Consider the following 23,610-nt stretch of genomic DNA (forward strand, 5'->3'; position numbering starts at 1 on the left):
AGTGCGCCCGGCGGCGGCCCTGGGACCGGCCGATAGAGTCGGCGCGTGGCTCAGGAACCCAGTGGCGTGCTGCGGCTCGGCAGCCGGTCGTTCGGGCCGGGGGAGTTCGCGGTGATGGCGATCGTGAACCGCACCCCGGACTCGTTCTTCGACGGCGGCGCCACCTTCGCGGAAGAGGCCGCGCTGTCGGCGATCGACCAGGCCGTCGCCGACGGGGCGGATCTGGTCGACATCGGCGGCGTCAAGGCCGGGTACGGCGAAGCGGTCGACGAGACCGAGGAACTGCGCCGGACCGTGGACTTCGTCGCCACCGTGCGCGATCGCCACCCGGAGCTCTTGATCAGCGTGGACACCTTCCGCAGCGGGGTCGCGCGCCGGGTCGGAGCGGCCGGCGCGAACCTCATCAACGACACCTGGTCCGGCCACGATCCTGACATCGCGGCGGCGGCCGCTGAGTCCGGCGCCGGGCTGATCTGCAGCCACGTCGGTGGGCTGAAACCCCGCACCGACCCGCACCGGATGGCGTACGACGACGTGGTGGCGGACGTGATCCGGACGACCACCGCACTGGCCGAGCGAGCCATCGCCGCCGGGGTCCGGCCGGACGGGATCGTGATCGATCCGACCCACGACTTCGGTAAGAACACGCTGCACTCGCTCGAGGTGACCCGCCGGATCGACGAGTTGGCCGCGACCGGCTGGCCGGTCCTGGTGGCGATGTCGAACAAGGACTTCCTGGGCGAGACCCTCGACCTGCCGTCCGGCCGGCGCGGACCCGCCACGCTGGCGGCCGTCAGCATCGCCGCCTGGCTCGGCGCCCGGGTGTTCCGGGTCCACGACATCGCCGGGACCCGGCAGGCCCTCGACCTGATCGCCGTACTGCGGAAGACGGCGACGCCCGCGTACACCCGAAGGAGCCTGGTGTGATCCGGAACTGTGCTGTCGGGGCGGAGCTGACCGAGGACGAACTGATCGCCGCCTACACGGTGCCCGATCGGTCGGTCCCGCGGCTGCGGGCGAACTTCGTCACCAGCCTCGACGGCGCCGTGACGCTGGAGGGTCTGTCCGGCGGCCTGTCCAGCAAGGACGACCAGAGCATGCTCGGCCGGCTGCGGATGCTCGCCGACGTCGTCCTGGTCGGCGCGGGCACACTCCGCGCCGAGGGGTACGGCGGTCTCCGGCTCGGCGCGAAGCGTCGTGGATGGCGGAACGAGCAGGGCTGGCCCGAGAACCCGACACTCGCCGTGGTCTCCGCGCGACTCGAACTGGCTGCCGACAGCACAGTCTTCACCGAGGCGCCCGTACGGCCGATCGTCATCACGTGTGCGTCCTCGCCGGACCACCAGCGTGAGGCGCTCGCCGAGGTGGCGGACGTGATGATCTGCGGTGACGAGACCGTGGACCTGAACCAGGCGGTGGCCGGGCTGGTCGAGCGCGGACTGTCGCAGATCCTGTGTGAGGGCGGTCCGCATCTTCTCGGCGCACTCACCGGTGCTGATCTGGTCGACGAGCTGTGCCTGACCGTGTCGCCGTTGCTCGCGGGACCGGGAGCACGCCGGATCACCGACGGACTCGCGGCCACTGAGGCGCGGTCGCTGCCGTTGCTGCAGGTCCTCGCCACCGACGACGGGTTCCTGTTCCTGCGCCACGGCCGGGGACTCGGCTAGTGCCGGTCGTCGCTGCCGCGGTCTGCCCGCATCCGCCGGTGATCGTGCCCGAGCTCGCCTTCGGCGCCGCGCCGGAGCTCGATTCGCTGCGCGCGGCTTGCCTGGCGGCCATCGACGTACTCGCAGAGGCCGACGCCCTGGTGATCGTCGGGTCCGGCCCGGTCACCGGGCGCCGGTACGACGCTTCCGCGGGCGGCAGCTTCGCGGCGTACGGCGCTCCGCAGGTGCGAGTCGGAGACGGTGAGGCGGTGTTGCCGTTGTCCTTGCTGGTCGGGGCTTGGCTGGTCGGCCAGAGCAAGGCGGCCGGCGTACGGCGTACCTCGATCTCAGTGGCCGACGACTCGCCAGAGGTGTGCCTGGCCCTCGGGCGGGAGATTGCCGAGAGCAACGACCGGATCGGGTTGCTGGTGATGGGCGACGGCTCGGCCCGACGCAGCGATCATGCTCCAGTCCACCTCCACCCTCGGGCCGAGATCTTCGACGCGACGGTCGCAAAGGCGTTGCGAAGCGTGGATCTGGACGTCCTCGCTGCCCTCGACACGGACCTGGCGACCGTTCTTCAGGCGGCAGGTCGGGCTCCATGGCAGGTCCTCGCGGGCGCACTCACGCAGACCGCTCTGACCGGCAACCTGACGTACGATGCCGCCCCGTACGGCGTCGGCTACTTCGTTGCCAGCTTCACTTAAGTGACACTGAGCGGGTGACTGAGGAGCGGGCAGGCTACCGGCGTTCGGCGAAGTCGCCGCGCGGGGAGGCGCGTCGGCGGGAACTGCTCGATCGCGTCGCCGACGACCTTGGCCAGAACGGGCTGGTGGACTTCTCGCTCCGCCGGGCCGCACGGGCGGCCGGTACGACGCACAAGGTGCTGCTGTATCACTTCGCCGGCTCCGAGGAGTTGTTGACGGAGTCGGTCCTGCAGTTGCGCGAGCGCCGGATCAGCCGCAGTCTCGCGGCCGCGACCGAGGGCGCCGATCGGCCGCTGGCTGATCGGGTCCGGGCGATGTGGCCGATCCTGGTCGGTCCGGAGTCGTGGGTGCTGGACCAGGCGATCGGCCTGGCGATGTACGACCCTGCGCGGTACGCCGATCTGGCCCGGGAGGCGTCGAAGCAATACCTGCCGGCGTTGCTCTCGATCTGTCCGGCGGCGTGGTCCGAGCAGCGGAAGGGCGAGGTCGCGGAGTTGATCCTGGCGACGCTGCGCGGGTTCCTGATCGAGTGGCGTACCAGTGGTGACGGCGCCGGGATCGACGCCGGGTTCGCCGCGCTGGTCCGGGCGCTCGAGCGCGAAGAGTCCGCCTGATTCCTCCGGGCCGGCGGTTCTGGGCAGAGCCATGGACAGGTTGCGAACCGCGTGGTTCACTTCTGGGTATGCGCGAGAAGGTGTGGTTCAGCAGTGCGGGTGTGGAGTGCGCGGGCTGGCACTACCCGGGGTCGAACGGCGGCTGTGTGGTGATGACCGGTGGGTTCGGCGTCACCAAGGAGCCGGGCACGGACCGGTTCGCCGAGCGGTTCGCGGCGGCGGGGTTCAGCGTGCTGGCGTTCGACTATCGCAACTTCGGTGAGAGCGGTGGCGAACCGCGGCAGGTCGCGCCGATCGCCGGGCAGCTGGCGGACTGGCGGGCGGCGATCGGTTTCGCCGCGACCCTTCCCGGGGTCGAGCGGGTCGCGCTCTGGTCGTTCTCGTTGTGCGCCGGGTACGTCGTACAACTCGCCGCGGAAGACGATCGGATCGTCGCCGCGATCGCCCAGTCCCCGAACCTCGACGGTCCGGTCGTGACTCGCAAGGCGTCTCGCTACCAGAGCCCGCTCGGCGCGCTCCGCCTGGCCGGCCGCGCCGTGCTGGACACACTCGGTGCTCTTGTCGGGCGACCCCCGAAGCTGGTGGCGCTGTCCGGCCCGCGCGGGACAGTCGCCCTGCTCAACACCCCCGACGCCCAGCTGGGCGATGCGGTCCTCAACCCCGGCAACAAGTACCCCGACTGGCAGCAGACGCTGGCCGCGCGCTCAATTCCCCGCGCCGCGTTCTACCGCCCAGCGAAGTACGCCGCCGACATCCGCTGCCCACTGCTGTACGTGGTCTGCGACGACGACCGCTCCGCCCTAGCTGCCCCAGCCATCACCGCCGCCTCCAAGTCGGCCAAAGCCGACCTGGTACGCCTCCCCGGCAACCACTACGCCCCCTTCCTCGAAAGCCACGAGGCCGCAGTCGAAGCCGAGCTCACCTTCCTCCGCCAACACCTCCAACCCCACGCCACTCACACCCCACCACCCCTCACCCACTCCACCTAACTGCTGGCCCCTGAGCTGGGTCAGCCCACGCGACGGTGGGTTGGCTATCCGCGTGCGGTGGGCCGACCCGCCGTTTGGTGGGTCCACCCACCGGATGGCGCTGGTCGGTGTGGCTCGCCGTGTCTGGGGTGGGTCGTGGGCTGGGTCAGCCCACGCGACGGTGGGTTGGGTCAGCCCAGGAGACGGTGGGTTGGCTATCCGCGTGCGGTGGGCCGACCCGTCGTTTGGTGGGTCCACCCACCGGATGGCGCTGGTCGGTGTGGCTCGCGGTGTCTGGGGTGGGTCGTGGGCTGGGTCAGCCCACGCGACGGTGGGTTGGCTACCGGCGTGCGGTGGGCCGACCCGCCGTTTGGTGGGTCCACCCACCGGATGGCGCTGGTCGGTGTGGCTCGCGGTGTCTGGGGTGGGTCGTGGGTTGGGTCAGCCCACGAGACGGTGGGTTGGCTACCGGCGTGCGGTGGGCCGACCCGCCGTTTGGTGGGTCCACCCACCGGATGGCGCTGGTCGGTGTGGCTCGCGGTGTCTGGGGTGGGTCGTGGGCTGGGTCAGCCCACGCGACGGTGGGTTGGCTACCGGCGTGCGGTGGGCCGACCCACCGTCTGGTGGGCCAACCCATCAAACGGCAGTGCCCGAGGGGGGACCTGGTGGGACTAGGAGGGGGCGGTGCTAGGCGGGTTCGACGGGGACTGGTGGCCAGCGGGATGCGGTGGTGGCGAGGTCTTCGCGGCCGGCGGATCGTAGCTGGGTGACCAGGTCTTCTCGGGCAGCTTGTACGGCGGTGATCGCAGCGTCTGCTGTGTCGTGGGGACCCGACCAGTTGCAGACCGCGTCGCCGGCGTACCAGTGGCCGGAGGTGGAGCGGCGTACGTGGGAGGCGGCCAGGCGGGCGGCGGGGAGGTCGGCGTTGGCCAGGTGGATGACGGCCTCGATCGCGACGACGGGGCCGTCCAGGTCCAGTAACGGGCGGAGTTCGACGGCGTCGGTGAGGGCGAACTCGTAGCCGGAGGGGGCGCGGCCGGCGATCCAGGTGAAGGCGCGTTCGGCGGTTTCGGTGAGGTCGCGCGCGAGGTCCGGATCGGTCAGGGTCTGGATGCCGCACGGGCGCGGATCGGTCGGGCGCAACGCCGCCTGGCAGCGGCGGACCAGCATCTCCTCCGGTAGCGTCTGCCGCCGGCCGAGGATCCGGGACAGCCCGACGATGTCGAAGTTCAACTCGTCGGGCGTCCGCTTCAGCCCCGGCTCGAACGGCGAGCCGGGAGGAGTACCCCGCGTGGTCCACGGACCGACATGCCATCGAGTCAGAGCCGTCATACCGCGGACCCTATCGAGCGCTCAGTCGGCCTTGACCGGAGCGGGCACGTCGAAGGTGCTGGCCAGGTCGGTGAGGATCGACCACGCGCCCTGCAACCCGACCGCGGTCATCCAGGTGAGGTCGGGCACCTCGTGCACCTTCGGCGCCAGCGGCGTCCACAGGGGGTTGGCCTTGAACTGCCCGGCGGTCTTGGCGCTCAGACCCTTCTCGTCGGCGTACACGGTGACGAAGATCGCGTCGCCGTCGGCGTCCTTGATCCGCTCCGGGCTGATCTCCAGCGCGAAGTCGTTCACGTCCTGCGGCGCGGGCCGCTTCAGTCCGGCGTCCTTGAGCACGATGCCGGAGAAGCTGGCGTTCTGGTACAGCCGGGTCGGCCCGTCGACGAACCGGACCACCGAGATCGCCGGGTTCTTCGCCTTCGCATTGATCGCCTCGCCGACGGTCTTGGCCGCCTTCTCGTACGACGAGATCTCCTTCTCGGCCAGGTCCTCCGCGCCGAGCGCCTTCGCCTCCAGCCGGATGTTGTCCTTCCAGGTCGGCCCGGTGGTCTCGGACATGACCGTCGGCGCGATCGCGGACAACTGGTCGTAGAGCTTCTCGTGCCGGACCTTCGCGGTGATGATCAGGTCCGGGTCGAGCGCGGCGATCTTCTCCAGGTTCGGCTCGGCCAGCGTGCCGACCGCCTCCGCCTCGCCGCCCAGGGTGTTGCGGTCGTCGCCGAGGTAGTCCGGCAGCTTCCCGTTGATGCTGCGGTAGTCGGTGTACCCGACCACCGGTGTGTCCAGGATCAGCGTCGCGTCGACGAAGCTCGCGTCCAGTGCCACCACCCGTTTCGGCTTGGCCGGGATCTCGGTCTTGCCCATCGCGTGCTCGACGGTGCGCGGGAACCCGGCGGACGACGCTGCGGCCGCATCCGGGGAGTCCTCGGAGTCCGCGGACGAGCCACAGGCGGTCAGAGCCAGGGCGGCGACGGCGAGCAGGGCGGTGGTTCGGGGCAGGCGCACAGGTGTCTCCTGGTCAGGACGGCTCGCAGGTTAAGGTGACTCACCACAACGTTGAACTAAGGTAACCCTAACCATATGTCCTCCGCCGTCCCGTCCGCACGCCCGGTCGTGCCGCCACCGGTCCGCGCCGGCCGTCCCGCAGTACGTCGTACTGCCGCGCTGCTCGTGCTCGTCGTCGTTCTGGTGCTGGCCTTCGCGGCCAGTCTCGCGTTCGGATCGCGGTGGCTCGGGCCTGGCGCGTTGTGGCATGCGTTGACCGCGAACGACGGGTCCGACCCGGATGTGATCGTCCGCAGCCTGCGCTTCCCACGCACGGTGGTGGCTGTCCTGATCGGTGTCTGTCTGGGTGTCGCGGGGACACTCATGCAGGGCCACACCCGCAATGCGCTGGCCGAGCCGGGGATCTTCGGCGTGAGCTCGGGCGCCGCGTTCGCCGTCGTGCTCGGGTTGCAGATCGGCTTGGTCGAGTCGGTCTCGTCGACCGTGTGGGTCGCGCTGGTGGGTGCATTGGTGGCGACGTTCGGCGTACAGCGCCTGGCCTCGCGGGGGAACGGAGCGTCGCCGGTCGGGTTGGCGCTGACCGGCGCCGCGGTGGCCGCGATGCTCGGTGCATTGACCTCAGCGATCGTGTTGCTCGACGCCAACACCCTCGACGGCTACCGCTTCTGGGCAGTCGGTTCGGTCGCGGGCCGCGGCCTGGATGTCGCCGGGCAGGTGCTGCCGTTCGCGGCGGTCGGTCTGATCCTCGCCTTGGTCAATGCTCGCGACCTCGACCTGTTGGCGCTCGGCGACGATGTTGCCGCCGGGCTGGGGTTGTCGATCCGCCGGGCCCGATTGGTCGGGCTGGTTGCGATCGGCCTGCTCACCGCCGCTGGAGTCGCGGCCTGCGGGCCGATCGGGTTCCTCGGACTGCTTGCCGGCCACGTCGCTCGCCGGATCTTCGGCGCCCGCAACACCTGGCTGATCCCGGGCGCGGCTGTCATCGGCGGGACCGCGCTGGTCCTCGCCGACCTGGTCGGCAGGCTGGTCGGCGGTGCCGGCGAGGTCCAGGCCGGCGTCGTCCTCGGCATCGTCGGCGCGCCCCTGTTCGTGATCGTCGTACGGCGCCGGGCGGTGGCGCTGTGAAGTCGCGGACGGTAATGCTCAGCGTGGCCTTCGCGGTCCTCGCCATCGCGGTCGCGCTCGTCTCCTTGAGTGTCGGTACGACGAAACTCCCGCTCGCCGACGTGATCGAGGTCCTGCTGGGTGGTGGCCGTCGCGGCACGCGTCTCGTGGTGCTCGAGTTGCGGCTGCCACGTGTGGCCACCGGCCTGCTGGTCGGCATCGCGTTCGCCGTCTCGGGGGCGCTGCTGCAGACCTTGTCGCGCAACCCGCTGGCCAGTCCCGACATCGTCGGGGTCAACTCCGGTGCGTCCGCGGGTGCGGTCGCGGTGATCGTGCTGGCCGGCAGCGGTGGTGGGAACATTTCGGGCGCAGCGGCCAAGGTCGGCATCCCGCTGGCCGCCGTACTGGGTGGGCTGATCGCGACGTTGATCGTCGGCGCGTTGTCGATCCAGCGTGGTGTGGTCGACGCGGGACGCGTGGTGCTGATCGGGGTCGGGATCGCGGCCGCGGCCAACTCGCTCGTCGCGTGGTTGCTGGTGATCGGCGATGTCAACGACGCGGGCCGGGCCGCCGCGTGGCTGGCCGGTTCGCTGAACGCGCGGGCCTGGAGCGATGCGATTCCGGTGCTGTTCGCGGTGGTGCTCTTGTTGCCGGTAGCAATGATGTTCAACCGGGACCTGTCCGCGCTGGTGCTCGGGGACGATGTCGCGTCGTCGCTCGGCGTGCGGGTCGCCCGGATCCGGCTGGCGTTGCTGATCGTGGCGACGGTGCTGGCCGCGATGGCGACGGCGGGAGCGGGACCGATCGCGTTCGTCGCACTGGTGGCGCCGCAGATCGCGCAGCGGCTGACCCGGATGGAGCGACCGCCGTTGCTCACCACCGCGATGCTCGGTGCGCTGTTCGTCGTACTGGCCGATCTGGTCGCGCGAAACGGCCTGCAGTGGTTGCAGGTCGGGCCGTACGAACTCCCGGTCGGCGTCATCACAGCCGCATGCGGAGCGCCGTACCTCCTACGCCTCATCGGCCGCCAGCAGAAGGGACGCTGATCAGTGCACGTCGAGAACTTCACCCTTGCGTACGGCGCGGATGCGCCGGTGGTGTCCGGGTTGACGCTGGAGGTGCCGGCCGGACGGCTGACCGCTGTGGTCGGGCCGAACGGATCGGGCAAGTCCACACTGCTGCGTGGGATGAGCCGCCTGCTCACTCCGCAGAGTGGCCACGTACTGCTGGACGGCAAGGACATCCACAAGCTACCCGCGCGTGAGCTGGCCCGGAAGCTCGGTGTGCTGCCGCAAGGGCCGGTGACGCCGGAGGGGATCACTGCTGCCGAGTTGGTGTCGCGGGGACGCCATCCGCACCGCGGACTGTTCGGGCGGCTGACCGCTGAGGACGACGCCGCGATCGATGAGGCACTGGCGGCCGTCGAGCTGACCGAACTGCGGGAGCGCCCGGTCGACCAGCTGTCTGGTGGCCAACGGCAACGGGTCTGGATCGCGATGGTCCTGGCCCAGGGCACGCCACACCTGCTGCTCGACGAACCCACGACGTACCTGGACCTGGCCCACGCGGTCGACGTGATGAACGTCGTCCACGCCGCCGCGCACGCCTCCGGCCGGACCGTGGTGGTAGTCCTCCATGACCTCACACTCGCTGCGCAGTACGCCGATCACCTCGTGGTGATGGGCGAGGGCCGGATCGCGGCCGAGGGGCGGCCGGTCGACGTACTGACCGAGGAACTGCTGGACGACGTCTTCGGTCTGCAGGCCACCGTGGTCGACGTCGGGGGAGCGCCGGTCGTCGTCCCGGACCGTAGGCTGGTCGGGTGAGCCATTCCGTCAGCGATCTCGCGGACGTCCTCGCCGACTCGGTGACGTGGATGTCCGTGCGTACGGCGGACTCCGTGCCCGGACCGGAGTGGGTGTCGTGCGCTGACGTGCTCTCGGAGCAGCAAAGTGGTGGCGATCCGACGTACGCATGGCGGACTGCTGTGCAGGAGGACTACGGGCGGGAGTACGCCATCGATGCGCCGGTACAGGTCGCCGCGATGTTCACGCTGATGTGGTACGTCCAGGTCCCCGCACTGGTGGCCGGAGTGACGGCAGCCGCAACCGGTGTCTCACCTGAGGTGTCGCCGTCCGCTCTGGCGTTCCGGCGGCACCCGACCGCGCACTACCCGGTCGAGGTCGCGCTGCTGTCGAAGGAGGTCGTACCGATGGCCACGGCGGCCGCACAGCTGAAGGCCCACACGGCAGCGTTTCTGGACTCCTATGTGCCTGCTGTGAAGCTCGGGTCGCTGCAGCGCTTCGGTGCGGTCGACGACGAGGTGCGGGCCGCGATCCGTCTGCCGGACGAGGCGCCGTACGCCGATCAGGCCGCCGAGGCGTTCGCCGTCTCGCTGGAGCAGAAGCTGCGGACGTCGTGCTGCTATGTCTACGTACTGCCGAACGTGAACGCCTGCACCACCTGCCCGCGTTTCCGCTGATTGGTCTAGGCCGCCTTCATCCGAAGGATTGCCGCCGTGCGGTTCCGCGCGTTGGCTGTTCGGCATGCGGTGGACACATGCGGTGGTGGCAGGCGGACTCCTGGTGACTTCGGCAGCGTTCGTGCCGGTGGCACAGGCACGAGAGGCGGCCGGCGTGAAGCCCGGCCTCTGGACCGAGACGGCGTACAACTCCGTCTTCAAGGACAGTGGGCGATCGCCGGAGGCCCGCGACGACATCCGGCTCGACACGGCCAAGAACGACTACGAGGCAGCGCAGATCGTGGTGCGTGGGCCGGCGGCGTTCACGGTGAACAAGGTCGACTTCACGGCGCTGACCGGGCCGTCGGACGCGATCGCGGCGAGCGAACTCAGCTACAACCCGGTCGAGTACGAGTACCTCAACCACAACTCGGTGTTCGGCGGCAACCAGTTCGTCGTGCCGACGACACGGCAGGCACCGGGCGACTTCCCGGACCGGCTGCTGAACGAGACGAGCATCGCCGTACCGGCGGGCCGGACACAGTCGCTGTGGGTCCGTGTCCACGTGCCCGCGGCGGCGGACGGCGGCGTCTACCGGGGCCAGGCCACGGTGCGGACCACGAACGGCGATCTGCACGTGCCGATCACGGTCAACGCCCGCAACGTGGTGATCCCGCCGGCGAACCAGAGCGAGTTCACCAATGTGATGTGGACGAACTTCCTCGGGCTGACGTCGTACGATCCCGGCAAGGGTGACACGGTCAAGCTCTTCTACGGGCACGATCGATACTCGCCGCAGTGGTGGCAGTTGATCGACAACTGGGCCGACACGATGAAGCGGTACCGGCAGAACAACCTGCAGTTGCCGCTGCTCAACCTGCTCACCGACGGCGGCAGCAAGGTCGATGCTGCTGGCAACTACAGCTTCAACTTCAGCCGCTTCGACGAGGTCGTGCAGCGGTTCCTGGACAAGGGCGTGGTGAACCGGCTCGAGGGCTTCACCGGTGCCGGACCGCAGAACGCGGAGCACAACAGCCAGTGGCCGCGGTACCTGGTCGAGGTGACGCCGAGGGAGACCGGGCGGCAGGTCCCGGACTACGTCTGGTGGGACACCCCGGAGGCGGAGAACTGGTACAAGCAGTTCTACCCGGCGCTGCGCCAGCACCTGGCCGACAAGGGCTGGAAGGACATGTTCTGGATGCATGTCGGCGACGAGCCGGGCGCCGGCGGTGACACCGGCTGGTTCGGCGTGGCGAGCAAACTGCGGCAGTACTGGCCGGATGTGAAGATCGGCGACGCAATCGTCAACCAGCTCGCGCCGAGCGTGGCCAAGGCCGAGGACATCGTCATCCCGAACCTGCACACCTACACCGCGAACCCGGCGCCGTACGACGCGGAGAAGGCCAAGGGCAAGCCGTTGTGGTTCTACAACTGCAACATCCCGGTCGGGAATCACCTGAACAGGTTCATCGACCAGCCGGAGTGGAGCCAGCGGCAGACCATGTGGCTCGCATATGGCCGTGGAGCGACCGGCTACCTGCACTGGGCCTACGGCAACTGGCAGTACGCGATGGACGACCAGGACGTGAAGGGTGATGGCTACATCGTTCGCCCGGACACGGCACACAACACGATCGAGGCGTCCCCACGGTACGAGTCGCTGCGGGACGGCATGGAGGACTGGGAGGTCCTCAACAAGCTCGGCAAGACCAATCCGGGACTGGCGCACGACCTGGCGACCAGCGTGGTGCAGCGGAGTGACAAGTACTCGCCGGATGTTTCGTACATGCAGCGGATCCGGGCGATCGCTCTGGACGCCGCAGCCGGGAAGCCGGTCGTAGCCAACGACCTGGCGCGTCTTAAGCCGGCTACGGCTTCCAGCGGCAACGCTGCGAAGGCGGTGGACGGCGATGGCTCCACCGCGTGGCAGCCGGCCAGTGGCAGCGGCACCAACTGGGTGCAGGTGGACCTCGGCCGCCAGGCGCAGGTGGACGGCGTGCGGCTGCGCTGGGGGAGCACCTACGCGAACAAGTACCGCGTGCTGGTCTCGGCCAACGGGACCAAGTGGGCCGAGGCCGGTCTGGGGACCGGTGACGGTGGCGACGACTTCATCGGGCTGAACGCCAAGGCGAAGTACATCCGGATCGAGGCGACCGGCTCCAGTGGCGATACGGCGCCGTACCAGCTGCTGGACCTCCAGGTCGCGGGCAACCAGCTGCACCAGCAGAACCTCGCGGCTGGGACGCCGTACGAGCGGACCGATCCGTCCAGTCGCTTCCCGGATGCGGCCAAGAGCGAGGCGACCGACGGTGTGATCGGTGACGACTGGGGCGACGGCAAGAGCTTCGGCTACGAGCTGCTGAACGTCGGCGATAGTGTGCAGCCGGTCGTCACCATCGACCTCGGCCGTCCGCAGGCGGTCGGGACCGTGCGGGTACACGCGTACGAGGAGTACCCGGACTACCGCCCGGACAAGATCACCGTGGCCACCAGTGCCGACGGAGTGCACTTCACCAACCGGGGTGAGGCGACGGCCGTGAACGGTGCCTCGAACGTCTGGTACGACGTGTCGTTCACGCCGGCCGCCGCCCGCTGGGTACGGGTCACGTTCGACAAGAAGCGGACCAACGACCGCAACACCGGCATGTTCGTCGACGAGATCGAGGCGTACGGCGCCGGCTACCCAGGCCCGAGCTGACCTTCGTGCCGATTTCGCTGAGAGCGAACCCGCACGCTCCGGACTGATCGGGCCCGGAAATTGTCGGTGGCGCCGGGCAGCATCGCGGGCATGACTCGAGATGCTCTGCAGGCGTCACCGACGGGTAACCCGCTGTCGGTTGTCCGGCCGCAGGTCCGGCGTTAGGTTCGCTGACGTGACCTCGCCCGGTGGTACTCCGGCGACGACTCCGATCGGCTCCCGGGCCGAAGCGGAGGGGTTCGTCGCGATGGTCTGTTTCAAGCACGGTCCGCCGCGGTTGCACGGCGTCGAACTCGAATGGACCGTGCATCATGCGGAAGATCCGCGCCGGCCCCTCGACGCCGACCGATTACGCACTGCCCTGGGCGCGCACGCGCCCGCGACCCTGGTCCCCGGCAGCCCGCAACTGCCGCTCGGCCGGGGCGCTCTGGTCACTGTGGAGCCCGGTGGCCAGGTCGAGATCTCCTGTCCCGCCGCGGCCTCGGTCGCCGGGCTGATCGACGACACCGCCGCCGACGCGGCCGAGCTGACAGCGCTCCTTCGCACCGCGGACCTCGTTCCGGGCGACCACGGCCTGGACGCCCACCGCACACCCCGCCGCATCCTCACCGTCCCGCGCTACGCGGCGATGGAACGCGCCTTCCAACGACTCGGGCCACACGGCCCCCGGATGATGTGCAGTACCGCGGGCCTGCAGATCTGCCTCGACGCCGGCGAGGCAGATCAGACCGCTCTGCGCTGGCGCGCCCTGCACGATCTCGGTCCGGCGCTGGTCGCGCTGTTCGCCAACTCTCGCCGCCGCGCCGGCAGCGACACCGGCTGGGCGTCGGCGCGGACCGAGGCCACCTTCGGCACCTATGCCCCGTTCACCGAGCCGCCATCGCTCGACGGCGACCCGGCTGCCGCGTGGGCCCGGATGGCGATGGAGGCGCCGGTGCTGTGCTTCCGCCGCGGCGACCGCTGGGATGCGCCCCGCGGACTGACCTTCGGCGCCTGGGCGGAGGGCGAGTTGCCCGGCGACCAACCGACGTACGACGACCTGGCGTATCACCTGTCCACGCTCTTCCCGCCGGTCCGGGCGCGTGGGTATCTGGAGGTGCGCTACCTGGACGCGCAGCCGGGGGACGGGTGGATCGCCCCGACCCTGCTGCTCACCGCACTGATGTCCGACCCGGCTGTGCTCGGCGACGTGCTCGCTGCTGCCGAGCCAGCGGCGGGACGCTGGTTCGAGGCGGCTCGGGAAGGGCTGGAGGACAAGCTGGTCCGGCAGGCCGCGGAGGACGTGGTCGAGCTGGGAGCCAGGGTGCTGGACCGGACCGGTGCGGACACCGAACTCATCGATGAAGTCGCGACCCGGCTCCATCGCATCGTCGACGAAACCCACGGAAGGCGAGCTTCATGAATCACCAACTGTCCGAACTGTCTCCCGAGGGCTTGCGCGCGTTCGTCGCCGAGCAGCTCGAGCGGTCCCGGGCGCGGACGGTCCACCTCACCGACGCCGTCGACACCGACGATCTGGTCAAGCAGCACTCCAGACTGATGTCGCCGCTGGTCTGGGACTACGCCCACGTCGGCAATCAGGAGGAGCTCTGGCTCGTCCGCGACGTCGGCGGCCGCGAGCCGCTGCGGCAGGACATCGACGAGCTGTACGACGCGTTCATGCACCCGCGCGCGGACCGGCCGACACTCCCGCTGCTCGGCCCGGCCGAGACTCGGACGTACGTGACCGAGGTGCGGGACAAGGTGATGGACGTACTCGACCATGTGAAGTTCGACGGCGGGCGTGAGCTGGTGGACAACGCGTTCGCCTTCGGGATGATCGCGCAGCACGAGCAGCAGCACGACGAGACGATGCTGGCGACACATCAGCTCCGCATCGGGGTCCCGGTGCTCGATGCACCGGCGCCACCGACCGGACGCCGGCTCGCCGCACCTGAGGTGCTGGTGCCCGGCGGAGTCTTCGAGATGGGTACGTCGGTCGAGCCGTGGGCGCTCGACAACGAGCGACCCGCGCACGCCGTCCAGGTCGCGCCGTACGTGATCGACACCGCGCCGGTGACGAACGAGGAATACCTGCGATTCGTGATCGGCGGCGGCTACCAGGATCCGCAGTGGTGGTCCGAAGCCGGCTGGGCCCACGTGCAGAAGGCGTCGCTGGTGGCACCGCGGTTCTGGGAGCAGGTCGACGGTGTGTGGTGGCGGACGCGATTCGCCAACCGTGAGCTGTTGCCGCTGGACGAGCCGGTGATGCATGTCTGCTTCTACGAGGCCGAGGCGTACGCGAAGTGGGCCGGGAAGCGGCTGCCGACCGAGGAGGAGTGGGAGTTCGCGGCGCGGTTCGACCCGGCGACCGGGCGGACCAGGCGCTTCCCGTGGGGCGACGACAGTCCGGGTCCGCACCATGCGAACCTGGGTCAGCGCCACCTCGCGCCGGCGCCGGTCGGTGCGTATCCGGCTGGCGCATCGCCGCTGGGCGTCGAGCAGCTGATCGGCGACGTCTGGGAGTGGACGTCCAGCGACTTCCGGCCGTACCCGGGCTTCCGCGCCTGGCCCTACGACGAGTACTCGCTGGTCTTCTTCGGCCCGGACTACAAGGTGCTCCGCGGCGGCTCGTTCGGCACTGACGAGGTCGTTGCCCGAGGCACCTTCCGGAACTGGGACTACCCGATCCGGCGGCAGATCTTCGCCGGCTTCCGGTGTGCCCGCGACCCCCGGCCCGAGGAGCTGCACGGCTGATGTGCCGCCACCTGGCCTACGTCGGCCCACCAGTCACGCCGGCCTCCCTGGTCCTCGACCCCACCCACTCCCTGTACGAACAGAGCTGGTCCCCGCACGACATGCGCGGAGGCGGCACGGTGAACGCCGACGGCTTCGGCCTCGGGTGGTACGTCGACGGCCGACCGGTGCGCTATCGGCGGAATGTGCCGATCTGGACCGACGAGAACCTGCCCGGGCTGGCAGGTTCGATCCGGTCCGGCGCCGTGCTGGCGGCCGTCCGCGACGGGACAGTGGGCATGCCGTACGGCGAAGCCGTGGTCGCGCCGTTCCAGACCGGGGACTGGCTGTTCAGCCACAACGGCCGGATCCCGGGGTGGCCGGAGTCGACCCTCAAACTGGCCGAGACGCTCCCGGTCGCTGATCTGCTCCGGCTGGAGGCGCCGGTCGACTCCCAGCTGTTGTGGGCACTCATCGCCAACCGCTTGAAGGATGTGCCGGCGGCTGATGCCGTCTCGTCCGTCGTACAAGACGTGGAGGCGGTGGCGCCCGGGTCGCGGCTGAACGTGCTGCTGACCGATGGCGAGCAGATCATCGCCACCTCCTGGACGCATTCGCTCTGGGTGCAGCACACCGCAGACTCCACCACGGTCGCCTCCGAGCGGTTCGGGACCGGCGACTGGGACGAAGTACCGGACCGCTCGTTGCTCGTGGCCACCGCCACGACGCTGAGTATCACGCCGATGGAAGGACCAGAGTGACCCCGATCGACGTACATCTGACCCCGGACTACGCCGGCCGCGCGCTGCGCGAGGACGTCCGGGCCGGGCTGACCGCCGACCCGAAGTGGCTGCCCCCGAAGTGGTTCTACGACGCCCGCGGCAGCGACCTGTTCGAGCAGATCACCCGCTTGCCGGAGTACTACCCGACCCGCGCCGAGCGCGAGATCCTGCAGGCCCGGGCCGGCGAGATCGCGGCCATCACCAAGGCGCACACCCTGGTCGAGCTCGGATCCGGATCGTCGGAGAAGACCCGGCTGCTGCTGGACGGACTGCGCGACCGGGGCACGCTGACGACGTTCGTACCGCTGGACGTGTCGGAGTCCGCGCTGCGGGACGCGGCGGACGCGATCAACGTGGACTACCCGGCGCTCGAGGTGCACGGCGTTGTCGGTGACTTCACCGCGCATCTCGACAAGCTGCCGGGCGACCCGCCACGGATGGTCGCGTTCCTCGGCGGCACCATCGGCAACCTGCTGCCGAGCGAGCGCGCGACGTTCTACGCGTCGATCCGCGAGGTGCTCGAGCCAGGGGAGTGGCTGCTGCTCGGCACCGACCTGGTGAAGGATCCGGCCACGCTGGTCGCGGCGTACGACGACAGCGCGGGCGTCACCGCGGAGTTCAACCGGAACGTTCTGCGAGTGATCAACCGGCAGCTGGGCGCGGACTTCGACGTGGAGGCGTTCAGCCATGTGGCGATCTGGGACGCCGAGAACGAGTGGATCGAGATGCGCCTGCGGGCCGACCGCGCGATGCGGGTGCTGATCCCCGAGGTCCACCTCGAGGTCGACTTCGCCGAGGGTGAGGTGCTCCACACCGAGATCTCCGCGAAGTTCCACCGCCACGGTGTCGAGGCCGAGCTGGACACAGCGGGCTTCGCGTCGGCCGCGTGGTGGACCGACTCCGAAGCCCGCTTCGCCCTCTCGCTCTGGCAGGCCGTCTGACGTCAGCCGGCCGACTTGATCAGCCCGTTGATCTTGTCGATGTACGCCGGCAGCTCGGACACCGGCTTCTTGCCGCTGAGGATCGGCTGATAGTTCGCCGTGGTCAGGTCGCCGACCTGCTGCGCCCACTGCGTGGTGAACCGGACGCCGACCGTCTTCTCCGCGGCCAGGTCGGCCTTGACCGTGTCGACCACGGTCGACTGCTCTGCCTTGGTCAACGCGTCGAAGTAGCTGGTCTGCGCCGGGGTGTACGCCGGGGGAGCGACCGGAGAAGCCGGGAGTACGGCGTCCCACACCTTGGTGTTGATGTACTCCAGCACCTTGAACGTCGCGTCCTGGTTCTTCGTGTACTGCGGCGTGCAGATGCCGACCGAGTCGTACAGGGTCGCCGGGGCGTCGACCTGCGGGAACGGCGCGAACCCGTACTTCACCTTCGGCTTGTCGGTCTGGAACCCGGCCGCCAGCCACTGCCCGCCGAACATCATCGGCACCTTGCCCGCGGAGAACAGCGACTGCACGTTCGCGGCGTCGTACCCGGGTGGGGAGACCGAGCCACTCTTGATCGCGTCGACGAGCTTCTGCACACCCTCGGTGTACTTGGCGTCCGCTTCGGCCTTGGTCGGGTGGTTCACGTTGTCGGTGAACGGTGCACCGCCGGCCGAGACGGAGTACATGCTCATCGTGAACGGACCGTCCGGGGAGGTGAGCTGGTCGGCCACGAGCCCGTACTTCGCCCCGTTCTTTCCTGCCAGCTTCGCGGCCGCGGCGTACATCTCGTCCCAGGTCCAGCCGGCCTTCGGCACCGGTACGCCGGCGGCGGTGAAGGCGTCGGCGTTGTACCAGACGCCGTAGGTGTTCATCAGCGACGGCAGGCCGCCCATCTGGCCGTCGGCGGTCTTCCAGTTCTCCATCGCGGACGGCACGAACTGGTCGGCCTTGAAGTCGCCGTCACCGTCCTTGATCTTGTCGGTCCAGTCGACCAGCAGGCCTTGCGAGGTGTACTGCTGCTCGGTGTCGTTGCCGCACCAGAACAGGTCCGGCAGCTTCTTCGCCTGGGTCAGCGAGGCGAGCTTGTCGCCGAAGTTGCCGGCCGGGGTGTCGAGCAGCTGGACGGTGATGTTGTCGTCCTTGAAGTCGGCCAATGCCTTCTTGATCGCGGCGTTCGTCTGGGCCGATTCCCACGTCATCACGGTCACGGTGACCGGTCCGTCGCTCGGCCCGCCGCCGGAGTCCGATCCGCTGCAGGCCGTTGCCGTCAGCAACCCGGCACAGGCCAGGGTGGTTACCAGGAAGGTGCGTTTCACAGGAGGATCCCCTCTATTTCTGGGTCGTGCTGCCGAGCGAGCCGAGACCCTGGATGAAGTAGCGCTGCGCGGCGAAGAAGACGATCAGTGGCGGCAGCATGTAGAGCAGGTTGGTGGCCATGTAGTAGCTCCAGTCCGGCGTCTTCCCGGCGAACGGCGAGATGAACGACGCCATCCCGACCGACAGCGGCCACTTGTTCGACGAGTACAGGTAGACCAACGGGTTGAGGAAGTCGTTCCAGGACGCCTGGAAGGCCAGGATCGCCATCGTGATCCAGGCCGGCCGGGTCAGCGGGAGCATCACACTCGTGAAGATCCGGAAGTGCCCGGCGCCGTCGATCTTCGCCGCCTCGTCGATGGAGTACGGGATGGCCAGGAAGTACTGCCGGGCCAGGAAGATGAACAACGGGTTCCCGCCGAGGAAGGCCGGCACGATCAGCGGCAGCCAGGTGTCGTACCAGCCGATGCTCTTGTACAGCTGGAACAACGGGATCAGCCCGACCACACCGGGCAGCAGCATGCTCCCGACGAACAGGTAGAACCACACCTTGCGGCCGGGGAAGCGCAGCCGGGCCAGCGCATAGCCGGCCATCATCGCGGTCATCACGCCACCGAGCACGCTGAGTGCGGTGATGATGGTCGAGTTCACCAGGAGTCGCGGGAAGTGGATCGCCTCCGGTCCGTTGACGAAGTTGCTCCAGGTGAACTCGTGCGGCAGGAGCTTCGGCGGGATGTCGAACACCGCGGTCCGGCTCTTCAGGCCGATGGTGATCATCCACAGCAGCGGGACGACCATGACCGCGCTGATGAACAGGGCGACGACGTACCAGGACGTCGTACCGACCAGGCGGGGTTTCTTGGGGGAGGGCGTGGTCTGGGTGGTCAGGACCGTGCCCTCGGCGGCTTCAGTCTGGAGTGTTGTCACTGTAGGTCCATAGCGAGGAGAACTTCGCGGTCAGGGCGATCACGGCGATGATGAGCACGAACAGCACCCACACCTGCGCCGACGCGTAGCCGAGCTGCGGGATCTGGCCGAGGTTGGGGAAGCCGTTCTTGTAGATCGACAGCATCAGGACGTTGGTGCTGAAGCCGGGTCCGCCGTTGGTGAGGATCTTCGGCTGGTTGAACGTCTGCAGTGCGGCCGTGGTCTGCAGGATCACCTGCAGCAACATGATCGGGCTGATCATCGGCATGGTGATCCGGAAGAACACCGACCACGACCCGGCGCCGTCCACCCGGGCCGCCTCGTACAGCTCGTTCGGCACGGCCTGCAACGCGGCCAGGAAGATGATCATCGTGCCGCCGACACCCCACAGCATCACCAGCACGACCGCGGGCATCGACATGCTCGGACTCTGCAACCACAGACTGGTCGGCAGGCCCAGTCGATCCAGGACCGTGTTCAGCAGGCCGACCTGCGGATCCAGGATGAACTTCCACAACGTGATCGTCGCGATCGCCGGGAGTACGACGGGCAGATAGGCGAGCGTCCGGACGACGCGCACCCCGGCGAACCGCTGGTTGCAGAACATCGCCAGCGCCAGCCCGAGGGCCAGCGACAACGGCACATAGAGAACGACCAGGTACCCGGTCGCACGCAGCGACGGCCAGAACGCCGGGTCGACCGTGAACAACCGGCGGAAGTTGCCCAGGCCAACGAAGATCGGGTCGGTCAGGCCGTTGTACCTGGTCAGGGCGAGGTAGAACGAGCGGACCAGCGGATACACCACGAAGACGGTGAACCCGATGATCGCCGGCGCGATGAACAGGTACGCCGCCTTCACGTCGGACCCGGCGTTGCGACTCATGCCACCGCGGGAGGCCCGGCTCACTCTCGCCTCACTGAGCTCGCGGAAGGACTCATTCGGACTCCTGGACGGTAACGTTTCCAAGGACTTACTGTTGGGTGACGATGCCGTGTCGTGAACAGGAAGTCAACACCGTGCCCGAAACGTTTCCACCGCCCGAGGCCAGCCGGCCGACGATGATCGACGTCGCCCGCCGGGCGGGGGTCGGGCTGGGCACTGTGTCCCGGGTGGTCAACGGCGGGCACGGGGTGCGGGACGAGACCGCGCACCGGGTCCGGAAGGCGATCGACGAGCTCGGCTTCCAGCGCAACGAGGTCGCCCGGGCGCTCCGGCCGGGGAAGAAGTCGTCGAGTCTCGCGCTGGTGCTGGGCGACCTGACCAACCCGTTCTTCGCGAGTATCGCGAAGGCGTCGCTGGAGGTCGCCGGGCAGTCCGGTTTCGCCGTCGTACTGGGCAGCGTCGACGAGGATCCGGAGGGGGAGAAGCGGGCGATCCAGGAGCTGGTGAGCCGTCAGGTCGCCGGGCTGATGATCGTGCCGGACCAGGGCGACCACTCGTTCCTGGCCGGCGCCGGCGTACCGGTGGTGTTCGTCGACCGGCCGGCCACCGGCCTCGACGCCGACATCGTGATGGTCGACAACGAGGGCGGCGGCCGGCTCGCCGCCGCACACCTGCTGGCGCAGGGGCATCGGCGGATCGCGATCCTGCTCGCGCCGTCGTACTACACCACCGGCCGGCGGCTGCGTGGGTACCGGCGGGCGCACCGCGAGGTTGATGCCGACGTCGACGAGTCACTCGTCATCCAGCTACCCGAGGGCAACGCCGAGGCCGCCGAGAAGGCGACCCGCGAGGTGATGCTCCGCGCCGATCCACCGACCGCGATCTTCGCCTCGACCAACTTCCTCACCGAGGGCGTACTGCGGGCCCTGCGCGAACTCGGCCGGGAGCCGGCGGTGGTCGGCTTCGACGACTTCCGGCTGGCGGACATGCTGCCGACCCCTGTGACAGTCGTTGCCTCCGACATCGCCGAGCTCGGCCGGAGCGCGGCCCGCCTGCTGCTCGACCGCGCCTCGGGCGCCGACCGACGGCCACCCCAGCGGATCGTGCTGCCCTGCGCCCTGATCCAGCGCGGCTCCGGCGAACGCCCACCGGATTCTGCCGGCAACAGAAAGCCTCGCTGACCTTCGGCTGCCCGACTAGGGTCGGTTGCATGTACTACGAGTCCTTCGGCGAGGGCCGCCCGATCGTGTTCCTGCCCGGCTGGGGTGGCGCCAACGGCGAGGGCCGTGACGTGCACGAGCCGGTGTTCGAGGAGCACCCGGGATGGCGACGGATCTACGTCGACCCGCCCGGCACCGGCAAGACGCCGTCGGTCTCGTCGATCACCGACCAGGACGGCATGCTCGACGCCATCGCGGCCACGATCAAGGACCTGGTCGGCGGTGAGAGGTTCGCGCTGGCCGGTACGTCGGCCGGCGGTCTGCACGCCCGCGGCCTCCTCAAGCGGGATCCGGCCCGCATCCTCGGATTGCTGCTGCGCGTCCCCGGCATCGTGGTCGACCGGACCAAGCGCACGCTGCCGACCGATCAGTTCCTGCTCCGTTCGGAGGACTTCGTCGCCGCTTGGCAGGACAAGCAGGACCGGTACTACGACCCCGCCGAGCAGCAGGCCGACCTGGAGTTCCTGGGTCACATCCAGAGCGACGTCAGCAGGTACGCGCTGCGCGAGGACCCGGCGGCCCGGTTCGAGCGGCCCACCCTGATCGTCACCGGCCGCCAGGACACGATGACCGGGTACGCCGATCCGTGGTCCGTCGTCGAGGACTACCCGCGCGCGACGTACGCCGTACTCGACCAGGAGGATCACGACCTGCCGGTCCGGCGGAACGGGCTGTACCACGCGCTGGTCTCGGACTGGGTCCGGCGCATGGAGGAGCACCCGGACGCGTGAGGGGCGGGCGCGCGTCCGGGTGCTCGGGTGAGAAGGGTCAGAAGTTCGGCCAGGCCCAGCCGAGGTAGCTGGAGAAGTACGGCAGCTTCGCCAGGCCGATCTTGCCGTTGACGCTGCTGGCCCAGAAGTAGCCGTCGCCGCGGGCCACCCCGACGTGGCCGTACGGTGCGCCGATGTCCCAGAAGACCAGCGCGCCCTTCGGCGGGTTCAGGTCGCCGCGGTGCGCGACGCCGCGGGCGACGGCGTCGTTCCAGTCTGCCTTGGCTGAGGCCCAGATGCCGGACTTGCCGTAGGACGTCTCGGCCGCCAGCTCGCAGTACCCCTGGTAGGCGGTCGAGCCGCTGTGGGCGACGTACCAGGCGATCGCCTTGTCCGCGCGCGGGTTGCTGGTGCACAGCGGGGCGACGAGCCCGGAGCTGCCGGTGTTCACGTACGCGTCGGAGATGTAGCCCTTGCCGGGCACGTGGTCCCAGATCAGGCTGCGGCCGAACTTGCCGGTCACCGGCTCGCCGTAGAGCTGGCAGTCGATCTCGACGGAGCCGTTCGGCTGGGTGCCGACCGAGCCGAAGCTGACGGCGTTGCCGGACCGGATGGTCACGCCGAGGCCGCTGTCGGTGACGACGGTGCCGGTGGCGGCGCTGGCCGGCAGGACGCCGACGCTGAAGACGGCCGCTCCGCCGAGCAGGGCAGTGGCGGCGAGGCGGGCGGTGATGCGCAGAAGGGCGGTACGCATGGGCGGTGGTCCTTTTCGCTCGGAGAGTGGCGAACTGACACTGATTTACAGAGAATCAGAGGGTTACGGTGTTGTCGCAGTGGGCAACGATCGACCGGGGAGTGCGGTGTGAGGCCAGCCCAGGCTCGCTTTGTGATCGGCTGCCGGATGCGCGAGCTCCGGGAGGCCGCAGGCGTTCCGCTGTCGCGGGCCGCCGTACTGTCCGGCTGGGACAAGGGCCACCTGTCCCGGGTCGAGCGCGGCCACACCAAACCCAGCCGCGAGCTGATCGAGTGGTACGACGCCTCGTTCGGTGCCGGCCAGGCCCTGGTGAACCAGCTGGTGGAGCTGGACGCCGCGGTTCGGGCCGGCCGCGATATGTCCCAGCGGGACATCCGGCGGCATGTCCAGCCGGTGCTGCTGGGCGGATCGGTGCCGGTCGACCACCATCCGGAGGACCGGGCCGAGCTGGTGGGTGAGACGGTGCCGGACGGGACTCGAGTGTGCCGGGACCAGGGGTTCGAGAAGGCTTGGGAGATCCGGAACAGCGGAGAGCGGTCGTGGCGCGATCGCTGGCTGACCAGACAGGGTTCCGCCGGGGCGCCGGGCTGGCTGCGATCGCCGCAGCGCGAGCGGCTGCCGGACGCCGTACCGGGCGAGACCGTGACGGTGACGATGCGGTTGCAGGCCCCGTCGCAGGTCGGCGCGTCAACGGCGTACTTCAAGATCACCGACGACGCAGGGCGTCTGTACTACCCCGGACTGGAGTCACCACCGATGTACTGCACGATCTTCACTGTGTACGAGCTCTAGTGTTCAGTGCTAGGGAATGCCCTTGACCTTGCGTTGACGGGTATTCAGA

General features: G+C 69.2%; 23 protein-coding genes. 17 read left to right on the forward strand and 6 right to left on the reverse strand.

What is annotated here, in order from left to right; all coding sequences use genetic code 11:
- The first annotated feature begins 114 nt into the window (after nt 1-114).
- The 5 genes from folP (at nt 115) to OG817_RS03660 (ending at nt 3,956) form a co-directional block, all read left to right on the forward strand.
- On the forward strand, nt 115-927 hold the full coding sequence (folP, locus tag OG817_RS03640; protein ID WP_360444672.1) for a dihydropteroate synthase: 813 nt from the start codon (nt 115-117) through the stop codon (nt 925-927).
- Nucleotides 924-1,667 (forward strand): pyrimidine reductase family protein, encoded by a 744-nt coding sequence (locus OG817_RS03645; protein WP_406052128.1) that lies wholly within the window; start codon nt 924-926, stop codon nt 1,665-1,667. The genes folP and OG817_RS03645 overlap by 4 nt, the downstream gene beginning before the upstream one ends.
- Nucleotides 1,667-2,353 (forward strand): class III extradiol dioxygenase subunit B-like domain-containing protein, encoded by a 687-nt coding sequence (locus OG817_RS03650; RefSeq protein ID WP_406052129.1) that lies wholly within the window; start codon nt 1,667-1,669, stop codon nt 2,351-2,353. Before OG817_RS03645 ends, OG817_RS03650 begins: the two co-directional genes overlap by 1 nt.
- Nucleotides 2,354-2,367: 14 nt before the next feature.
- Nucleotides 2,368-2,967: a hypothetical protein gene (locus tag OG817_RS03655; RefSeq protein WP_406052131.1), complete on the forward strand. Its 600-nt coding sequence runs from the start codon at nt 2,368-2,370 to the stop codon at nt 2,965-2,967.
- A gap of 68 nt (nt 2,968-3,035) precedes the next feature.
- Nucleotides 3,036-3,956 (forward strand): alpha/beta hydrolase, encoded by a 921-nt coding sequence (locus OG817_RS03660; protein WP_406052133.1) that lies wholly within the window; start codon nt 3,036-3,038, stop codon nt 3,954-3,956.
- A gap of 666 nt (nt 3,957-4,622) precedes the next feature.
- Here the strand turns inward: OG817_RS03660 and OG817_RS03665 are convergent.
- Nucleotides 4,623-5,267, reverse strand: a complete 645-nt coding sequence (locus OG817_RS03665; protein WP_406052135.1) for a hypothetical protein — start codon at nt 5,265-5,267, stop codon at nt 4,623-4,625.
- 21 nt (nt 5,268-5,288) lie between these two features.
- A complete protein-coding gene (locus OG817_RS03670; protein ID WP_406052137.1) occupies nt 5,289-6,272 on the reverse strand; it encodes an ABC transporter substrate-binding protein in 984 nt (327 codons plus the stop codon).
- A 75-nt stretch (nt 6,273-6,347) separates the two neighbouring features.
- On the opposite strand from OG817_RS03670, the gene OG817_RS03675 reads away from it, so the two are divergent.
- From OG817_RS03675 to egtD, 9 genes are all read left to right on the forward strand, one after another.
- Nucleotides 6,348-7,397, forward strand: coding sequence for a FecCD family ABC transporter permease (locus OG817_RS03675; protein WP_406052139.1), 1,050 nt, complete (start codon nt 6,348-6,350; stop codon nt 7,395-7,397).
- Nucleotides 7,394-8,422: a FecCD family ABC transporter permease gene (locus tag OG817_RS03680; RefSeq protein ID WP_406052141.1), complete on the forward strand. Its 1,029-nt coding sequence runs from the start codon at nt 7,394-7,396 to the stop codon at nt 8,420-8,422. Before OG817_RS03675 ends, OG817_RS03680 begins: the two co-directional genes overlap by 4 nt.
- 3 nt (nt 8,423-8,425) lie before the next feature.
- Nucleotides 8,426-9,202, forward strand: coding sequence for an ABC transporter ATP-binding protein (locus tag OG817_RS03685; protein ID WP_406052143.1), 777 nt, complete (start codon nt 8,426-8,428; stop codon nt 9,200-9,202).
- Nucleotides 9,199-9,858 carry a (2Fe-2S)-binding protein gene (locus tag OG817_RS03690; RefSeq protein ID WP_406052145.1) on the forward strand — a complete coding sequence of 220 codons (660 nt, stop codon included), beginning with the start codon at nt 9,199-9,201 and terminating at the stop codon, nt 9,856-9,858. Before OG817_RS03685 ends, OG817_RS03690 begins: the two co-directional genes overlap by 4 nt.
- Nucleotides 9,859-9,961: 103 nt before the next feature.
- Nucleotides 9,962-12,535: a glycoside hydrolase domain-containing protein gene (locus OG817_RS03695; RefSeq protein ID WP_406052147.1), complete on the forward strand. Its 2,574-nt coding sequence runs from the start codon at nt 9,962-9,964 to the stop codon at nt 12,533-12,535.
- Between the two features lie 175 nt (nt 12,536-12,710).
- Nucleotides 12,711-13,937 (forward strand): glutamate-cysteine ligase family protein, encoded by a 1,227-nt coding sequence (locus tag OG817_RS03700; protein ID WP_406052149.1) that lies wholly within the window; start codon nt 12,711-12,713, stop codon nt 13,935-13,937.
- A complete protein-coding gene (egtB, locus tag OG817_RS03705; protein ID WP_406052151.1) occupies nt 13,934-15,271 on the forward strand; it encodes an ergothioneine biosynthesis protein EgtB in 1,338 nt (445 codons plus the stop codon). Before OG817_RS03700 ends, egtB begins: the two co-directional genes overlap by 4 nt.
- Nucleotides 15,271-16,011, forward strand: coding sequence for an ergothioneine biosynthesis protein EgtC (gene egtC / locus OG817_RS03710; RefSeq protein WP_406052153.1), 741 nt, complete (start codon nt 15,271-15,273; stop codon nt 16,009-16,011). Before egtB ends, egtC begins: the two co-directional genes overlap by 1 nt.
- The gene (gene egtD, locus OG817_RS03715) at nt 16,008-16,973 is read left to right on the forward strand and encodes an L-histidine N(alpha)-methyltransferase (RefSeq protein ID WP_396396527.1); all 966 of its coding nucleotides are present in this window, start codon (nt 16,008-16,010) and stop codon (nt 16,971-16,973) included. Before egtC ends, egtD begins: the two co-directional genes overlap by 4 nt.
- A 2-nt stretch (nt 16,974-16,975) precedes the next feature.
- On the opposite strand, the gene OG817_RS03720 is transcribed toward egtD, so the two are convergent.
- From OG817_RS03720 to OG817_RS03730, 3 genes are read right to left on the reverse strand one after another with little or no spacing between them, the layout of a single operon-like run.
- Nucleotides 16,976-18,277 carry an ABC transporter substrate-binding protein gene (locus OG817_RS03720; protein WP_406052155.1) on the reverse strand — a complete coding sequence of 434 codons (1,302 nt, stop codon included), beginning with the start codon at nt 18,275-18,277 and terminating at the stop codon, nt 16,976-16,978.
- A gap of 13 nt (nt 18,278-18,290) precedes the next feature.
- On the reverse strand, nt 18,291-19,202 hold the full coding sequence (locus OG817_RS03725) for a carbohydrate ABC transporter permease (RefSeq protein WP_406052157.1): 912 nt from the start codon (nt 19,200-19,202) through the stop codon (nt 18,291-18,293).
- On the reverse strand, nt 19,183-20,085 hold the full coding sequence (locus tag OG817_RS03730; protein ID WP_396396521.1) for a carbohydrate ABC transporter permease: 903 nt from the start codon (nt 20,083-20,085) through the stop codon (nt 19,183-19,185). The genes OG817_RS03725 and OG817_RS03730 overlap by 20 nt, the downstream gene beginning before the upstream one ends.
- 134 nt (nt 20,086-20,219) lie before the next feature.
- Between OG817_RS03730 and OG817_RS03735 the strand changes: the two genes are divergently transcribed.
- Together OG817_RS03735 and OG817_RS03740 are read left to right on the forward strand one after the other, a co-directional pair.
- On the forward strand, nt 20,220-21,266 hold the full coding sequence (locus OG817_RS03735; RefSeq protein WP_406052160.1) for a LacI family DNA-binding transcriptional regulator: 1,047 nt from the start codon (nt 20,220-20,222) through the stop codon (nt 21,264-21,266).
- A 29-nt stretch (nt 21,267-21,295) separates the two neighbouring features.
- On the forward strand, nt 21,296-22,036 hold the full coding sequence (locus tag OG817_RS03740; RefSeq protein WP_406052162.1) for an alpha/beta fold hydrolase: 741 nt from the start codon (nt 21,296-21,298) through the stop codon (nt 22,034-22,036).
- A 37-nt stretch (nt 22,037-22,073) separates the two neighbouring features.
- Here the strand turns inward: OG817_RS03740 and OG817_RS03745 are convergent, their stop codons facing one another.
- Nucleotides 22,074-22,769, reverse strand: coding sequence for a CHAP domain-containing protein (locus OG817_RS03745; protein WP_406052164.1), 696 nt, complete (start codon nt 22,767-22,769; stop codon nt 22,074-22,076).
- Nucleotides 22,770-22,877: 108 nt separating this feature from the next.
- Between OG817_RS03745 and OG817_RS03750 the strand changes: the two genes are divergently transcribed.
- On the forward strand, nt 22,878-23,561 hold the full coding sequence (locus tag OG817_RS03750; RefSeq protein ID WP_406052166.1) for an NBR1-Ig-like domain-containing protein: 684 nt from the start codon (nt 22,878-22,880) through the stop codon (nt 23,559-23,561).
- Nucleotides 23,562-23,610 lie beyond the last annotated feature (49 nt).

It is taken from the genome of Kribbella sp. NBC_00889 (genome assembly GCF_045207705.1).
GTDB lineage: Bacteria > Actinomycetota > Actinomycetes > Propionibacteriales > Kribbellaceae > Kribbella.

Coding starts and splice junctions, on each gene's coding strand:
- egtB (WP_406052151.1), top strand. CDS start 13,934: ATGAATCACCAACTGTCCGAACTGTCTCCCGAGGGCTTGCGCGCGTTC.
- OG817_RS03665 (WP_406052135.1), bottom strand. CDS start 5,267: ATGACGGCTCTGACTCGATGGCATGTCGGTCCGTGGACCACGCGGGGT.
- egtC (WP_406052153.1), top strand. CDS start 15,271: ATGTGCCGCCACCTGGCCTACGTCGGCCCACCAGTCACGCCGGCCTCC.
- OG817_RS03740 (WP_406052162.1), top strand. CDS start 21,296: ATGTACTACGAGTCCTTCGGCGAGGGCCGCCCGATCGTGTTCCTGCCC.
- OG817_RS03730 (WP_396396521.1), bottom strand. CDS start 20,085: ATGAGTCGCAACGCCGGGTCCGACGTGAAGGCGGCGTACCTGTTCATC.
- OG817_RS03745 (WP_406052164.1), bottom strand. CDS start 22,769: ATGCGTACCGCCCTTCTGCGCATCACCGCCCGCCTCGCCGCCACTGCC.
- OG817_RS03675 (WP_406052139.1), top strand. CDS start 6,348: ATGTCCTCCGCCGTCCCGTCCGCACGCCCGGTCGTGCCGCCACCGGTC.
- folP (WP_360444672.1), top strand. CDS start 115: ATGGCGATCGTGAACCGCACCCCGGACTCGTTCTTCGACGGCGGCGCC.
- OG817_RS03660 (WP_406052133.1), top strand. CDS start 3,036: ATGCGCGAGAAGGTGTGGTTCAGCAGTGCGGGTGTGGAGTGCGCGGGC.